At 71.9% G+C, this 16,321-nt stretch carries 9 protein-coding genes; 5 read left to right on the plus strand and 4 right to left on the minus strand.

Features of this window, described 5'->3' with window-relative positions; all coding sequences use genetic code 11:
* Window positions 1-5 precede the first annotated feature (5 nt).
* From BJP60_RS15545 to BJP60_RS01710, 4 genes are read right to left on the minus strand one after another with little or no spacing between them, the layout of a single operon-like run.
* Window positions 6-2,567 carry an energy-coupling factor transporter ATPase gene (locus tag BJP60_RS15545; protein WP_442923391.1) on the minus strand — a complete coding sequence of 854 codons (2,562 nt, stop codon included), beginning with the start codon at window positions 2,565-2,567 and terminating at the stop codon, window positions 6-8.
* A gap of 25 nt (window positions 2,568-2,592) precedes the next feature.
* Window positions 2,593-3,165 (minus strand): ECF transporter S component, encoded by a 573-nt coding sequence (locus tag BJP60_RS01700; RefSeq protein WP_203137142.1) that lies wholly within the window; start codon window positions 3,163-3,165, stop codon window positions 2,593-2,595.
* Window positions 3,166-3,220: 55 nt separating this feature from the next.
* Complete coding sequence (locus BJP60_RS01705) at window positions 3,221-4,195, minus strand: pirin family protein (protein ID WP_203137143.1); 975 nt, start codon at window positions 4,193-4,195, stop codon at window positions 3,221-3,223.
* Window positions 4,192-4,539, minus strand: coding sequence for a GNAT family N-acetyltransferase (locus BJP60_RS01710; RefSeq protein ID WP_203137144.1), 348 nt, complete (start codon window positions 4,537-4,539; stop codon window positions 4,192-4,194). Before BJP60_RS01710 ends, BJP60_RS01705 begins: the two co-directional genes overlap by 4 nt.
* A 168-nt stretch (window positions 4,540-4,707) precedes the next feature.
* Here BJP60_RS01710 and recQ point away from each other — a divergent pair, with 168 nt between their 5' ends.
* The 5 genes from recQ to BJP60_RS01735 all read left to right on the plus strand — a co-directional run bounded on the left by recQ (window position 4,708) and on the right by BJP60_RS01735 (window position 16,314).
* Window positions 4,708-6,657 (plus strand): DNA helicase RecQ, encoded by a 1,950-nt coding sequence (gene recQ, locus BJP60_RS01715; RefSeq protein ID WP_203138840.1) that lies wholly within the window; start codon window positions 4,708-4,710, stop codon window positions 6,655-6,657.
* Window positions 6,658-6,851: 194 nt separating this feature from the next.
* A complete protein-coding gene (locus BJP60_RS01720; protein WP_203137145.1) occupies window positions 6,852-8,939 on the plus strand; it encodes an acyl-CoA dehydrogenase family protein in 2,088 nt (695 codons plus the stop codon).
* A 151-nt stretch (window positions 8,940-9,090) separates the two neighbouring features.
* The gene (locus tag BJP60_RS01725) at window positions 9,091-9,906 is read left to right on the plus strand and encodes a hypothetical protein (protein ID WP_203137146.1); all 816 of its coding nucleotides are present in this window, start codon (window positions 9,091-9,093) and stop codon (window positions 9,904-9,906) included.
* Window positions 9,876-15,290: an Ig-like domain-containing protein gene (locus BJP60_RS01730; RefSeq protein ID WP_203137147.1), complete on the plus strand. Its 5,415-nt coding sequence runs from the start codon at window positions 9,876-9,878 to the stop codon at window positions 15,288-15,290. Before BJP60_RS01725 ends, BJP60_RS01730 begins: the two co-directional genes overlap by 31 nt.
* 40 nt (window positions 15,291-15,330) lie before the next feature.
* Window positions 15,331-16,314: an AAA family ATPase gene (locus BJP60_RS01735; RefSeq protein ID WP_203137148.1), complete on the plus strand. Its 984-nt coding sequence runs from the start codon at window positions 15,331-15,333 to the stop codon at window positions 16,312-16,314.
* The last annotated feature ends 7 nt before the right edge of the window (window positions 16,315-16,321 follow it).

Below are 16,321 nucleotides of genomic sequence, written 5' to 3' on the forward strand. Positions count from 1 at the left end.
CTACGTCAGGAGAGGGCCGGGACCAACAGGAACATCCCGGCGGTCGCGGTCCAGAACAGCAGGACGAACACGGGATCGCGCCTCCGCAGCGGCACGGGGTGCCGCTCGGTGCGCGTGGGGAAGGCGCCGAACGCGCGCGCATCCATCGCCAGGGCGACGCGCTCGGCATGCCGGATGGCGCTCGCGAGCAGCGGCACGATGTAGCCCCACGCGCGGGAGAGCCGTCCGAGCGGGCCGCGGCTGCCGTGACCGCGCACGCGGTGCGCGGCGCGGATCACCTCGAGCTCGTGCCCGAACCGCGGTACGAACCGGTAGGCGGCGAGCGCGGCGTACCCGATCCGGTACGGCACCCGCAGGTGCTGGATCGCAGCGCGCACGAGGTCGGGGCCGGATGTCGCGGCGCCGCCCAGCACCGCGAGCACGACGATGGCGGTCAGCCGCAGCGCGGTGGCGAATCCCGTCTCGAGCGCACCCCGATGTAGGGCCCATCCGCCGATCCGCAGCACCTCGGGGGTGGCGGCGACCTGGGCCGGATCGACCCAGACGGAGAACGACAGGCCGACCGCCGCCATCCCGAGCGGCACGCCCACGAGCAGCCCGGCGGCCAGCCGGCGCGGCAGACGCGCGCCGACCGCGAGCACGATCGCGGCCAGGACCAGCATCGCGAGGGGGATCGTCAGGCCGCGCGCGAAGACGAGCAGGACGATCGCGGGCGCGACCGCGACGATGGCGGTGAGCGGATTGAGGTGATGGAGGAAGCGCCAGGCGGGGGCCGGCGGCCGCGGCGCGTACGGGTCGGGCTGCGCCTCCCGCGACGACACGGGCCGCGTCCCGCGCGGCGCCGGCAGGGGCCAGCGCTGGGCGGGCGCGCCCTCGCGACCGCCGACCGGCACCGCCGCGCCCCCGCGCAGCGCCCGGTGCACGGGCGGCAGCCGCAGCCCCGCCTGCTCGAGCAGCGCCTCGTCGGCGAACACCTCGGCCCTGGGCGCCGCGGCGACGACCCGGCCCTGTGCGACCACGACGACGTGCGTGGCGTGCTCGGCGACGAGCGGGAGATCGTGCGTGACGATCACGACCGTGGTGCCCTCGGCGTGCAGCTCGCGCAGCAGAGCGAGCAGCTCGGCCGCGCGGGCGCGATCCTGTCCGAAGGTGGGCTCGTCCAGAGCGAGCAGCACAGGGCCGCGGTCGGCTCCAGCGATCAGGGCGGTGCCGACCGACAGCCGGCGCTTCTGGCCGCCCGAGAGGAGGAACGGATGCGCGTCCGCGCGTTCGGTGAGGCCGAACCGCTCGAGCATCTCGTCGACGCGGGCGCGGATCTCGTCGTCCGGCACACCGCGCAGGCGCGGGCCGTGCGCGAGCTCGTCGAACACGGTGTGCGCCACGAACTGGTGCTCAGGGTTCTGGAAGACGAAGCCGATCCGGGCGGCGAGCTCGCGCGGCGACGCGGTCGCGGAGTCCACGCCCGCCACGGACACCCGCCCGCGCGGGGGAGCGGTCACGCCCGCGATCGCCTGCACCAGGGTCGTCTTGCCCGCCCCGTTCGGCCCGATCACGGCGGTGAAGGATCCGGCCGGGATGTCCAGATCGACGTCGCGCAGCACCTCGACGTCGTGTCGCCGCAGCGTGAGGCTTCGCACGCGCACGAGCGGCTCGCCGCCGGTGCCGCTCGGTGCCTCCCGCACCAGCAGACTCGCCGCCGCCTCGCGCGCGGCCGGCTCGAGCGCGTCGCGCAGCTCGGCGGGGGTGAGCGGCAGCGGCTCGAGCACGTGCCCCGCGTCGCGCAGCCGCAGCGCCGCGAGCGTCGCGGCGGGAAGCCAGACGCCCCTCGCGAGCAGGGTCTCGGCGTGGTCCCGCAGCACCTCGGTCACAGGGCCGTCGAACGCGAGGCGTCCCTCGTGATCGAGCACGACGACGCGCGTCGCGAGCTCGACCGCGGCGTCGAGGTTGTGCTCGACGAGGACGATGCCCCGCTCGCCCGCGGCGACGACGTCCGCGAGCGCCGCGTACACGTCGTCGATGCCGACGGGGTCGAGGTTCGCGGTGGGCTCGTCGAGCACGAGCAGCGGCGATCCCATCGCGAGCGCGCAGGCGATCGCGAGCCGCTGCCGCCCGCCTCCCGAGAGCCGGTCGGGGTTCCACGCGCGGCGCTGCCACAGCCCCATCCGGCGCAGTGCATCCTCCGCGCGCGCGAGGACCTCCGCGGCGGGGAGTCGGAGATTCTCGAGGCCGAACGCGACCTCGTCGAGCAGGGTCCCGGCGACCAGCTGCGCATCCGGATCCTGGAACACCATCGCCACGTGCGTGCTCAGCTCGGCGACGGTGCTCGTGGCCGTGTCGAGGCCGCACACCTCGATCGTGCCCTCGAGCGTCGCCGGAAGCGCGTGCGGGATCAGGCCGTTCAGCGCCAGCGCGAGCGTCGACTTGCCGCAGCCGCTCGGGCCGAGCAGCAGCACGACCTCGCCGCGGCGCACCTCGAACGAGACCTCCCGCGGCGTCGCCCGCGCGGCGTCGGGATGCGTGATCGAGACGCGGCTGAGGCGCAGCAGGGCGGGGTCGGGCGGTGACACGGCCTCACCTTACGGTAAGGGCGTCCTAACCTTCGCGCGGGCTCCGGATGCGCGCCTCGGTCGACTGCGCGAGACCGGCGCGCCCGAGGGCCGCCGCGACGCTCAGCCCGGCGATCGTCCAGCCGATCGGTCCCGCGACGCCGAGAGCGATGTACAGCGCCTGCGCCCACGGGGCGAGCGAGCCGAGGTCGGCGGCGAAGGCCACGGCGACCGCGACGACGGCGCCGATCACGACCGCCGTGGCGAGCGAGCGCACCGGCGACCACGAGCGGTACCGTCCGAGGGCGGCCGACGCCTCCTGGATACCGCCGAACAGGACGGCGGTCGCGACGAACTGCCAGACGTACATCGGCGCGAACGCGCTCGAGACGAGCGACGCGAGCACGTGGGTCGCGATCGCGACACCGGGCAGGCGCAGCAGGCGCTGCGCGATCACTCCGGGAAGCACATGCGCGCCGAGGACGAACCCGTAGACGACCGGCACGGTCGCGAGCACGGCGATCGTGATCCATCCGGCTGCGGCGCCGAGCAGCCCGGTCGCGACGCCGATCGCCGCGCACACGAGCAGCGTGCGCGTCGAGAGCGTCGTGCGGGGCATGCCGCGAGCCTATGGCACGCGCGCGGCCGGACGTCCGGCGAGGGTGCCGAGGCGCTCAGAGCCGCCGGCGCCGCGGGGTCAGTCGCACGTGCGGCAGGGGCGGGGCGGGGATGCGCTCCAGACCGTGCGCGACGACGCGACCGAAGCGCTCGGATCCGGCCTCCCATTCGTCGCGTGCTCGGGCGATCTCGTCGTGGCCGCGCCCGACGAAGTTCCACCACATCACGAGGTCCTCGGCGAAGGGCTCGCCGCCGAGCAGGAACAGCAAGGCGCCGCTGTCGGTGGCGACCTCGACGCCGTCGCGGTTCACGCCCAGATAGAAGAGGTCGAGAGGTCCGAGCTCGGTCGGCTCCCCGTGGCGTCCGGCGTGCACCGCGGCGGAGCCCTCGACGAGCGTGATCGCGTGCTCCCACTCGGGACGCAGCGGCAGGCGCACGCGTGCACCCGGCTGCAGCACGAGCTCCGCGCCGACGATCGGGGTGTGCACGGTCGCGGGGGAGGTGACGCCCGCGAACTCGCCGACGACGACCGTGGCGGTCGCCCCCGTGAGTGCGATGGTGGGCAGATCCTCGTGGCGCTCGAAGTCCGGATCGCCGTGGCGTCGGCCCTCCGGCAGGACGATCCACAGCTGCAGCGCGTCGAGAGGGCCGGGCTCGTCTCCCAGCGAGTACTCCGAGTGCGAGATGCCGCGGCCCGAGGTCATGATGTTCAGCGCGCCGCGGCGGATGGTGACGTCGCTGCCCACACTGTCGCGATGCCTGATCTCGCCCACGAGCGGCCAGGTCACGGTCTGCAGGCCGATGTGCGGATGCGGATCGACGCGCATCACGGCGTCCTGCGGCCCGAAGCGGTCGAAGAAGCACCAGGCGCCGACGGTCGGCAGGTCGCGCTGCGGCAGCGAGCGGTGCACGGCCATCGCCCGGACGCCGCCCAGGGGGACCTCGCGCGGCTCGAGCAGCAGCTCCCGCGGGCCGTCGCAGGTGTCGGAGGAGAGGTCGGTCTCGTCCGTGCCGACGTCGAGTCTCGTCACTCCGGTGACTCTCCCTGCGTCGCCGAGTCGAGCGGGGTGTCGCCGGGCCAGTCGACGACGGCGCCCGCGACCTCGTTCTTCTGCAGGTAGCTCGCGATGAAGGGACACACGGGCACGATCGCGTCGCCGCGGCGCGCCGCGTCGGCGAGCGCCTCGGAGGCGAGCGTGTCGCCCAGGCCCTTCCCACGGAACGCCGGATCGATCTCCGTCGCGATGAAGCGGATCCGTCCCGTCCGCTGGTCGAAGCGCGTCCAGCCGGCGAGGACGTCGCGGTGCGTGTCATCGGTGAGGCGCAGCTCGTAACGGCTCTCCGCGTCGTTCCTCGTCACCCTGAGATCGGTCATGCAGCCACGCTACGACGGCCGGGGGCACTCGTCCACAGTGCGGCCCGCCGCTGCGTGCCATCCCGTCCGGGGGTGGCGTCCGACCCGGCGCCTAGACTCGGAGGCGTGACTCCGAACGCTCCCGAATCCGGCACCGGCTGGGGTTCGTGGGCGCCCGCCGACCCCTCGGTGGACGGCGGACCGGGCGACTGGGTGCCGTACCCGGACGAGCCTCCGTACGACCCGTACGACGACATCGCGCCGCCCGAGCCGGCGTTTCCCGCCGCGCCCGCGGCGACCGGCGGGTCGCGCGCCGCTCCGTCCCGTTACGCCACGCCGCTCGAGGCGCTCGAGACCGTCTACGGCTACAGCGCGTTCCGGGGCGACCAGAAGGCGATCGTCGAGCACGTCGTCGCGGGCGGCGACGCGGTCGTCCTGATGCCGACGGGCGGAGGCAAGAGCGTCTGCTACCAGGTGCCCGCGCTCGTGCGCGAGGGCACGGGACTCGTCGTCTCGCCGCTCATCGCGCTCATGCACGACCAGGTCGACGCGCTCGTCGCCAACGGCGTGCGCGCGGCGTATCTCAACTCCACGCAGGCGCCGGATGAGCGGGCGCGCGTCGAGAACGCGTATCTCGCGGGCGAGCTCGACCTGCTGTACGTGGCGCCGGAGCGGCTCAACGGCGAGCAGACGCTGCGCCTCCTCGAGCGCGGCACCCTGAGCGTGATCGCGATCGACGAGGCGCACTGCGTGTCGCAGTGGGGACACGACTTCCGCCCCGACTATCTCGCGCTGGGCGGCCTCGCCGAACGGTTCCCCGGCGTTCCGCGCCTCGCACTGACGGCGACGGCGACGCCCGCCACGCACCGCGAGATCACCGAGCGGCTGCGTCTTCCCGACGCGCGACACTTCGTCGCCAGCTTCGACCGGCCGAACATCCGCTACCGGATCGAGGCGAAGACCGAGCCGCGCGCGCAGCTGCTGTCGTTCATCCGCTCCCAGCCCGAGGGCTCCGCGGGCATCGTGTACGCCCTCAGCCGCAACTCCGTCGAGCAGACGGCCGAGTACCTCGCGCGGCACGGCATCGACGCGATCTCCTATCACGCGGGACTCGACGCGGCCACGCGCGCCAGGCACCAGTCGCGCTTCCTGCGGGAGGACGGCGTCGTGGTCGTGGCGACGATCGCGTTCGGCATGGGCATCGACAAGCCGGACGTCCGGTTCGTCGCGCACATCGACCTGCCGAAGTCGGTCGAGGGCTACTACCAGGAGACGGGCCGGGCGGGCCGCGACGGCGAGCCCGCGCAGGCGTGGATGGCCTACGGCCTCGGCGACGTCGTGCAGCAGCGGCGGCTCATCCAGCAGGGGGACGGAGACCGCGCCATCCAGCAGCGCCAGGGGCAGCACCTCGACGCGATGCTCGCGCTGTGCGAGACCGTCGGCTGCCGTCGCCAGAATCTGCTCGCGTACTTCGGGCAGGCGTCGGAGCCGTGCGGCAACTGCGACACGTGCCTGACGCCGCCCGACACATGGGACGGCCTCGTCCCATCGCAGAAGCTCCTCTCGACCGTCGTGCGGCTCAAGCGCGAGCGCAATCAGGCGTTCGGTGCGGGGCAGCTGATCGACATCCTGCGGGGCGCCTCGACCGAGCGCATCCGCAAGCTGGGGCATGAGTCGATCGCCACCTACGGCATCGGCGCCGACCTGTCCGAGCAGGACTGGCGCAGCGTGATCCGCCAGCTTTTCGCCCGGGGCCTGCTCGTGGCCCAGGGGGAGTACGGCACGCTCGCGCTGAGCGAGGCGAGCGGCGGAGTGCTGCGGGGGGAGACGCCCGTTCCGCTCCGCCGCGACGTCATCGGCCGCGTCTCGCGCGGGAGCGGCGGAGCGCGCAAGGCGTCAGTGGCCGACCAGCTCGCGCCCGAGCACCGCGGGCTCTTCGAGGCGCTGCGGGCATGGCGTGCCGAGCAGGCGCGCGAGCAGGGCGTCCCCGCCTACATCGTGTTCGGCGACGCGACCCTCCGCGCTCTCGCGGAGCACCGACCGGCGAACCTCGACGGCCTCGCCGGCATCCCCGGAATCGGCGAGCGCAAGCGCGAGGCGTACGGCGACGCCGTGCTCGCGGTAATCGCGGCGAACTGAGGCGATCGACGCCTTGAGGCGCCGGCACGACTGTGGCGCCCGCACATCGGGTTCTCGCACCGTCCGCCGACCTCCTGTGGAGACACCACAAGCTGTTTCGCCGCCGCTTGTGGCGGTCCTACGGTTGTGGGGAACGCCCGCGTCCGCCCGGCGGCGCGGCGACTCCACCCACATTCAGCCGTTGAGAGGCAGACATGGCAGACACCGCTGTTCGCCCGAAAGCGACCGACGCCGCGCGCGCCCACCAGGCAGTCGCCGACGCTCCGAAGCTCGACATCCCGCTCGTCACCGACAGGCTGCTCGGCACGTGGGCCGACATCCGCCGCACGGCGCGCGAGATGATCAAGGACTCCGCGTTCTGGCGCATCGACGGCCAAACGCACCACGAGCATCGCGAACGCGTCTTCAGCCAGCTCGGCCTGCTCGTGCAGCACGGCGCGATCTCGCGTGCCTTCCCCACCGAGTACGGCGGCCAGAACAACAACGGCGGCAACCTCGCGAGCTTCGAGGAGCTCGTGCTCGCCGACCCGAGCCTGCAGATCAAGGCCGGCGTGCAGTGGGGCCTGTTCACCTCCGCGATCTACCAGCTCGGCACCAAGAAGCACTGGGACAAGTGGCTGCGCGGCGCCATCTCGCTCGAGATCCCCGGCGCGTTCGCGATGACCGAGACGGGTCACGGATCGGATGTCGCCGCGATCGGCACCACCGCGACGTACGACGCCGAGACCGAGGAATTCGTCATCCACACGCCGTTCCGCGGCGCGTGGAAGGACTACCTCGGCAACGCCGCCGTGCACGGCAAGGCCGCGACGGTGTTCGCCCAGCTGATCACGGGCGGGGTCAACTACGGCGTGCACTGCTTCTTCGTCCCGATCCGCGACGAGAACGGCGAGTTCCTGCCGGGTGTCGGCGGCGAGGACGACGGCGTCAAGGGCGGCCTCAACGGCATCGACAACGGCCGCCTGCACTTCACCCAGGTGCGCGTGCCGCGCGAGAACCTCCTGAACCGCTACGGCGATGTCGCTGCCGACGGCAGCTACTCGAGCCCGATCGCGAGCCCCGGCCGCCGCTTCTTCACGATGCTCGGTGCGCTCGTGCAGGGACGCGTCTCGCTCGACGGCGCGGCGACGAACGCATCGGCGCTCGCCCTGAACATCGCCGTCACGTACGGCAACCAGCGGCGCCAGTTCGCCGGAGCGAGCGGCGCCGAGTCCGTGCTGCTCGACTACGGCAAGCACCAGCGCCGCCTGCTGCCGCGTTTGGCGACGACCTACGCGCAGGCATTCGCGCACGACGAGCTGCTGCAGAAGTTCGACGCGGTCTTCGGCGGCACGAACGACACCGAGGAGAGCCGCGAGGACCTCGAGACGCTCGCCGCCGCGCTGAAGTCGCTGTCGACCTGGCACGCGCTCGACACGATCCAGGAGGCGCGTGAGGCGTGCGGCGGAGCCGGCTTCCTCGCCGAGAACCGGCTCGTGAGCCTGCGCGCCGACCTCGACGTCTACGTGACGTTCGAGGGCGACAACAACGTGCTGCTGCAGCTCGTCGGCAAGCGGCTGCTGGGCGACTACGCGAAGCAGTTCAAGGGCAAGGACTCCAAGGAGATCGCCGCGTTCGTGGTCGGCCAGACCGCCGGCAAGGTGTTCCACGGCGCGGGCCTGCGTCAGTTCGGTCAGGCGGTCGCGGACCTCGGACAGGTCGCGCGCTCGGTCGAGCTGGGTCTGCGGGCGAAGGACCAGCACGAGCTGCTCACCGCCCGGGTGCAGCGCATGGTCGCCGACGTGGCGGGCCGCCTGCGCGCGGCGTCCAAGCTCGGTCCCGAGGCGGCCGAGGCGCTGTTCAACGAGAACCAGAGCGAGCTGCTCGAGGCGGCGCGCGCGCACGCCGAGCTGCTGCAGTGGGAGGCGTTCACCGACGCGGTGGCCGCCATCGACGACCCCGGCACCAAGCAGATCCTCGGCTGGCTGCGCGACCTGTTCGGACTCGGCCTGATCGAGAAGCACCTGTCGTGGCACCTCATGCACGGCCGCCTCTCCAACCAGCGCGCGATCGCCCTCACGCGCTACATCGATCGGCTCTGCCTGCGCCTGCGCCCTCACGCGCAGGACCTCGTCGACGCGTTCGGCTTCGCGCCCGAGCACGTGCGCGCCCCCATCGCATCGGGCGCCGAGCAGCAGCGTCAGCAGGAGGCCGCCGCCCACTACGCCGAGCTCGCGGCGAGCGGCGAGGCGCCGATCAAGGAGAAGAAGCCTGCGAAGGAGAGGAAGCCCGGCAAGCGCTGAGTGCACTCCCATGAGGACCCGGGGCACGCCGCCCCGGGTCCTCTTCGTGCGGGCAGAGGTGCCCCGGGAACGGGTTCTTCGCCGAAAGACCAGCCGATTAGGATATCCGCCAGGAACACGGAGTCCGCCAGGAACACGGAGGGGGTGTCTGGTGAGCGCGATGTCGTGGCTGCACGTCCGTCCGCGCACGCTCGCGGGCGCCGCGATCGTGACCGCGGCGGCGATCGGCATCACCACCATGGCCTTCGCCTACGAGGGCAACCCGACGACGGAGCTCGAGCTGCACGACGGCTCGGTGTGGATCACCAAAGCGGAGGCGAGCCTCGTCGGCCACTTCAACGCCGAGTCCCGCGTTCTCGACGGTCAGCTCGGGTCGCCGAGCGCCGACTACGACGTGTTGCAGGACGGCGGCACCGTCCTCGTCCATCAGACGAGCGCCGCGACCGTCGGCCTGGTGGACACGGCCGCCGTCACGCTCGGCGACGGGGTCCAGCTGCCGGGCGACGCCGAGCTCGACTACTCCGCGCGCACCGTCGCCGTCCTGGATCCGAAGAAGGGCGCGGTCTACGTCGTCCCCGTCGGCGGCCTGTCGTCGTTCTCCTCGGCGGAGGCGAAGCCCGTGCTCGAGAAGCTCGGCGACGGGGCACACGTCACGGTCGGCCGCGACGGCACGGTCCACGTCGCCTCGGCCGCGAAGGCCACCGTGTACACGGTGCCGGTCACCCCGGAAGGCGCTTTCGACGAGGACGCCGGCATCGCCGAGCAGAAGCTCGAGGGCGTGGACGAAAAGTCCGCGCTGTCGGTGAGCTCGGTCGGCGAGCGTCCCGTCGTGCTCGACGCGACGACGGGCGCCGTGCACATCCCGGGCAGGAGCCGGTCACGCTGGAGGAGCCCGAGGACGCCACGCTCGCGCTCGACGCGGCCGACGGCGAAGCCGTGCTCGTCGCGACGCGCACCGAGCTGCTGAGCCTCCCGCTCGACGGCTCCGAGCCCACCGCGACCGAGGCGGGCGGGTTCACGGGCAAGCCGACTGCGCCCGTCTGGCTCAACGGCTGCGCATACGGCGCCTGGATGGAATCCGGCCGGTTCATGCGCGACTGCATCGGCGAGGGCAGCGACCTCGACATGCCGATCGACAAGTACCGCGCGGACGGCGAGCTGCGGTTCCGCGTGAACCGCGACGTCGTGATGCTCAACAACGTCTTCAGCGGTGCGGCGTGGCTGGCGAGCGACCAGCTGCAGAAGGTCGACAACTGGAACGACCTGACGCCGCCCAAGAGCGAGGACGGCGTCGAGAACCCCGACCCGACGACCGTGCAGGTGCCGGATCCGTCCCCGCCGGACCGCGGCCCGGACAACACCAAGCCCGAGGCGGCGAACGACCGCTTCGGCGTCCGCGCGGGCGGTTCGACGATCCTGCCCGTGCTCACCGGCTACGAGGGCGATCCGGAGGGCGGCGGCACCCAGGGCGCGGACAGCGACCCCGACGGCGACGTGCTCGTCGTGAGCCTCACCGACGACGTGCCGAGGAACGTCACCGTGGTGCCGGTCAACAACGGCAACGCGCTGCAGATCACGGTGCCCGAGGACGTCACGACGGTCGAGCCGTTCACGTACCAGGTGGACGACGGTCGCGGCGGCGTCGACGAGGCCCAGGTCACGATCGACGTGCGACCGGAGGACGAAAACACCGGCCCGCAGCAGCTGCGCAAGATCGCGGTGCCCGTGGAGACGGGCAACGCCGTGACCTACAACGTCCTGCCGGACTGGATCGATCCGGACGGCGACAACATCTTCCTGCAGAGCGTCACCGCCGCCGAGGGCGACGAGGTCGAGTTCACGGCCGACGGCCGGATCACGTACCGGGCGATCTCGGGCACCCAGGGCATCGTCGAGGTGAACATCACGGTGTCGGACGGGCACACGAGCGTGACCGGCGTCTTCCCGCTCGACATCCGACCGGCGTCCTCGCAGCCGCCGATCGCGACGCCCGACCACCTGGTCGTGCGCGCGGGCCAGCAGGGCACCGCCACGCCGCTGGCGAACGACCTCAGCGCGAGCAAGGAGCCGCTCGAGCTGACGCAGGTGAGCGAGGTCGAGGGCGCCACGATCGTCGCCGACTTCACGGACGACTCGTTCACCTTCAAGTCCAACACCGCCGGCACGTACTACGTCGACTATCTCGTCGCCACCTCCGGCACCAGCCCCGTGAACGGCCTCGTGCGCGTCGACGTGCTCGAGCCGGTCGAGAAGGCGGAGCCGCCCGTCGCGGTGCGTGATGTCGCGCTGCTGCCCGCGGGCGGTGATGCGCTGGTGAACGTGCTCGCGAACGATTCCGATCCGGCGGGCGGTGTGCTCGTCGTCCAGAGCGTCAGCGTCGAGCCGGACAGCGGCATCGCGGTCTCGGTGCTCGGTCACGAGACGCTGCGCGTGGCCGACACGGGGATGACGGGACGGGAGCCCGCTCAGGCGACGGTCCGGTACACGATCTCGAACGGCGCGGAGACGGCGGAGGGCGAGGTCGTCGTCCTCGCGATGCCCAAGCAGGCGAAGGTGCGGCCGCCGATCGCCAACGACGACACCGCAAAGGTGCGCGTGGGCGACGTCGTGACGATCCCCGTGCTGGAGAACGACAACCACCCGAACGGCGAGGAGTTCCACGTCGCGTCCGAGCTCGGCGAGCAGCCGGCGGCCGGTGAGGCGTTCGTGTCGCAGGACACGATCCGCTACCGCGCCGGCGACGAGCCGGGTGCCGTGCAGTTCACGTATCGCGCGGTCGACGCCAACGGGCAGCACAACTCGGCGCTCGTCAAGGTCCAGATCCTGGCCCTGGATGAGGAGAACAACAACGCTCCTCGGCCGAAGGACATCGAGGCGCGGACGCTCGAGGACACCCTCTCGACGATCGAGGTGCCGCTGGACGGCATCGACCCCGACGGCGACTCCGTCGACCTGATCGGCGTCACGGGAGCCGGGGCCAAGAAGGGCACGGTGAACCTGAACGAGTCCGGTCAGTTCGAGTACACCGCCCACGACGACGTCTCGGGCGTGGACACCTTCACCTACCGGGTGCGCGACGCGCTCGGTGCCGAGGCCGAGGCGACCATCCGGGTGGGCATCGCGCCGCAGACCACCGACAACCAGGCGCCGTTCGCGGTGCGGGACACGCTCGCCATGCGACCGGACCGTGTCGTCGCGGCGCCCGTGACCGACAACGACAACGATCCGGACGGCGATCGCTTCTCTCTCGTGCCCGGCGAGGACGGCCTGATCCTGGGAGAGGATCCGCAGATCGAGGCCGAGGCGGCGGCGGACCTGGTGCGGGTGACGTCGCCCGATCAGGAGCTCGAGACCTCGCTGCAGTACACGATCGAGGACGAGCGGGGCGCGCGCGCTCGCGGCGTGCTCTCGATCGTCGTCGACGAGGACGTGCCGCTCCAGGCGCCGATCGCGCGCGATGATCGCATCCGGATCCAGGACGTCGACATCGACACCGGCATGGCGGAGATCAACCTGCTCGCCAACGACGAGGACCCCGACGGCGTCGTGGAGGAGCTGACCGTCGAGGTCGACGAGGAGCAGGGCGTCACGGTCGACGAGGACGGCCTCGCGCGGGTCGAGATCGGTGAGGAGCGCCGCCTCGTCGGCTACCGGATCACCGACGCGGACGACAACACGGCCCGGGCGTTCCTCCGCGTGCCCGGTGAGCAGGATCTGCGTCCCTACCTGATCTCGACGACGCCTGAGCGCGTGAAGAGCGGCGAGACGATCGAGCTCCCGCTGGCGGAATACGTCACGGCGCCGAGCGGCAAGGACATCCGGATCACGACGGCCGAGAACGTCTCCGCCGCGCACAGCAACGGACAGAACCTCGTTGTCGACGCGCAGACGCTGACCTACACGTCGGCCGACCGGTTCGCCGGCAACGACGCGATCACGTTCGAGGTGACCGACGGATCCGGGCCGGACGATCCGAACGGGCGCGTCTCGACGCTGTCGATCCCCATCCTCGTGACGCCGCCGGACAACCTGCCGCCCGAGATGAGCGGAGCGTCCGTGAGCGTCGGTGCGGGCGACTCCGAGCCCGGCACGGTCGATCTCGCGGGTCTCGCGACCGACATCGACGATGATCCCGTGTCCTTCCAGGTGCAGGAGGCCCCGGCGGGCATCAGCGCGGAGATCGACGGCACGACGCTGCAGGTGCGCGCGGACGCGGACCAGAAGGGCACGGTCGTCAACATCGTCGTGCTCGCCGACGACGGCCAGGCCAACCCGACCAGCCCGGAGCCGGTCACCGCGAACATCGAGGTGACCGTGACGGCCTCGACGCGCGAGCTCCCCGTGGCCACGGACGACACGGTGTCCGAGTGGAACCAGGGCGAGACGCTGTCGCACGACGTCCTGTCGAACGACATCAACCCCTTCGCCGGCGAGGCGCCGCTCGAGGTGATCGGCGCGACGCTCGAGACCGGCGCGGCCGGGGACGCGGAGGTCTCGTTCGACGCCGGGCACGTGATCGTGACCCCCGCCGCGGACTTCCATGGCCGCCTCGTCGTGCGCTACGAGGTGCAGGACATGACCGGCGACCCCGAGCGCACGGCCGAGGGCCGGTTGAACCTCACGGTGCAGGGCGTGCCGGATGCGCCCGGCAAGCCGACCGTGTCGGACGTGCAGAGCCGTCAGGTGACGCTGTCGTGGCAGTCGCCTCCCGACAACGGCGCCGCGATCACGGAGTACCGCGTGCAGGCGACGAAGGGCGGCGACTACTCCACGGTCTGCCCCGAGACCACCTGCACGCTGCAGGGGCTCACGAACAACGTGACGTACGGCTTCACGGTCACGGCCGTGAACCGCGTCGGCGAGGGGGATCCGTCTCCGGTGAGCCAGGATGCGCGCCCCGACGTGCGTCCCGAGACGCCGGTGGCGCCGCAGCTGCCGGAGTTCCGCGACAGCGGGCTGCTCGTGACGTGGAAGGCGCCGCGCACCGAGGGGTCGCCGATCACGAAGTACGAGCTCGAGATCACCCCCACGCCGCCCAACGGCGTCAACGTGCGCGAGGTGCCCGCGGGCAACACGCAGCTGTGGTGGGACGGGCTCGTGAACGGCACCGCGTACACGGTGCGGGTGCGCGCGCACAACAGCGCGCCGGACCCGTCGGAGTGGAGCGGCCAGTCGGCGACCAACATTCCGGCCAAGCCGCCGGAGGCTCCGGGCGCGCCCACGGCGACGCGCCAGTCGGCGATCGGACCTGAGCCGGGCGGCATCCAGGTGACGTGGCCCGGAGTGGAGGGCCCCGCGAACGGCGGCGACGCGGTCGACGCCTACCGTGTCCAGGCCTACCAGGGGGACGCCCCGTACGGCGATCCCCAGACGACCTCGGGCACCTCGGCCGTGTTCTCGCTGCCGGCAAGCAGGTCCGACTACACGTTCCGGGTGACAGCGCGAAACAAGGCCGGCTGGGGTGCGCAGAGCGCGCCGAGCGCGGGCTTGCGGCAGTTCACGTCGCCGACCGCGCCCGGGACGCCGACGGTGACGGAAGGCGACCGGCAGATCCAGGCCTCCTGGTCGCCCGCCACGGCGCAGGGCGCCGATGAGGTCCGCTACCAGTACAACGTGAATGGGAGCGGCTGGCAGGAGGCGGGAACCGCGACGTCGGCGACCATCGGCGGGCTGACGAACGGTAAGGAGTACCGCGTCGCGGTGCGCGCATACGCGGTGGCGAACGGGACGAACTCCGAACCCGGGCCGTCGTCCGCGCAGTCGCAGGGCGCGGTGCCTTATGGGCCACCGCATGCGCCGATCGTGCGAGCTGAGCGCGTCAACGGGGGAACGCAGATCCAGTGCTCGTGGAACGCAAACGGCTCGTCGAATGGACGTCCGATCGGTGCCGTCCAGGCGCGTTTCAACGACGGCGGCTGGGAGGACGTCAACTCCACGGGCAGCAGGATCTGCGCCGAAGGCTACTCCGCACGGGGCAAGGTGGAGGTGCAGGTCACGTCCGCAGGCAAGACGTCGAGCGCGCAAGCGGCTGAGCGGACCGTCGACCCGCCGCCCCCGTCGGCCAACGTCAGAAACTCCGGGGTGAGCGCCGCCGGGCAGCCGAACTGCAGGACGGGAAACTGCTACTTCCTGCAGCTGAACTACGCCAACTTCCCCGGCGGGGACTACCACGTCTCATGTCACGACGAGGACAGCGCACCCGGCGGATTCGCCGGTAGGACGTACCGACTGCGCACCGAAGGCAGCGAGCGGTTGGGCTGCTATTACGGCTTCGCCGGGCATCAGGTGCGCCTGCACATCAGCGGGCCGGGCGTCGACATGTGGACCGACTGGTGGACCTGGCAGCAGTGATCACCTCCAGAGCAGCGACAGCGATGACAAGGACGAACGAATGACGATGACGCCCGAGCAGGCGGCCTGGTTCCAGGGCACCTTCAGCCGCCTTGTCGACAACGTCGACAGGGCCCTGATGGGCAAGCGCGAGGTCGTGAGCCTCGTGCTCGCGGCGATGCTCGCCGAGGGCCACGTGCTGCTCGAGGACGCGCCGGGAACCGGCAAGACGAGCCTCGCGAAGGCACTCGCCGCCACCGTGCAGGGCACGTCGAACCGCATCCAGTTCACGCCCGACCTGCTGCCGAGCGACGTGACGGGTGTCACGATCTACGACCAGCAGTCGCACACGTTCGAGTTCCACCGCGGGCCGGTGTTCGCCTCGATCGTCCTCGCGGACGAGATCAACCGCGCGTCGCCCAAGACGCAGTCGGCGCTGCTCGAGGTCATGGAGGAGTCGCGCGTGACGGTCGACGGCACGCCGCACGAGGTGGGCCGTCCGTTCCTCGTGATCGCGACGCAGAACCCGATCGAGCAGGCGGGTACGTACAAGCTGCCCGAGGCCCAGCTCGACCGCTTCCTCGTCAAGACCTCGATCGGCTACCCGACGCTCGAGGTGACCGAGCGCATCCTGGCCGGGTCCGCGGATCGCAACCCCTCGGCGAGCCTCACGCCGATCATCACGACGAGCGCGGTGTCCGACATGGCCGACCTCGCGGCGTCCGCGCACGTCGAGCCCGCTGTGCTGCGCTACGCGGCCGAGCTCGCGGAGACCACCCGCTCCGACAAGGACACGCGGCTGGGCGTCTCGGTGCGCGGCGCGATCGCGATCGTGCGCCTGGCGAAGGTGTGGGCCGCGGCCCAGGGCCGCCATTACGTGATCCCCGACGACATCAAGGCGCTCGCGCAGCCCGTCTGGGCCCACCGCCTGGTCATGGACCCCGAGGCCGAGTTCGTCGGCACCACCCCGGAGACCGTGATCGTGCGGGTGCTCGAGCGGGTGTCGGCGCCACAGACCCGCGCGGCCGGCGTGACCACCGGATGATCTGAGC

The sequence above is a fragment of the Microbacterium sp. JZ31 genome, from assembly GCF_016805985.1.
In the GTDB taxonomy this organism is placed as follows: domain Bacteria; phylum Actinomycetota; class Actinomycetes; order Actinomycetales; family Microbacteriaceae; genus Microbacterium.